The organism is Streptomyces zinciresistens K42 (assembly GCF_000225525.1).
Classification (GTDB): Bacteria; Actinomycetota; Actinomycetes; order Streptomycetales; family Streptomycetaceae; genus Streptomyces; species Streptomyces zinciresistens.
Genome location: NZ_AGBF01000503.1, coordinates 1 through 297 on the forward strand (window position 1 = coordinate 1; position 297 = coordinate 297).

The following is a 297-nucleotide window of genomic DNA, read 5'->3' on the forward strand; positions in this document are numbered from 1 at the left end:
TCGGAGCGCCGACGCACGTCACGAACCCGGTACGGTTCGTACCCGAACGACTGCCCGGCCGAGCTCGGCTGGTCGACCTCTCCCATGTCGACCTGTCGAAGGTGAAGGTCGGCAAGGAGTGGGTGGAGCTGGACGGCTCGCTGCTGCCGTCTCCGTTCACGCCGAAGGGCGAGCCTCCCGAAGGGCCGGCCTGGTACGCGACGCCCACCGTGGCGTACGCGGTGGAGCTCGGCTACGAGGTGCGCCCGCTGGAGGCGTGGGTGCGGCGCGAGAACGGCCGCTACCTGGACGGCTGGT

Annotated in this window: 1 pseudogene; it reads left to right on the plus strand. The window is 70.7% G+C overall.

Annotated elements, in window-relative coordinates:
- A pseudogene (locus tag SZN_RS37385) lies at positions 1–297 on the plus strand (telomere-associated protein Tap); the annotation flags it as partial.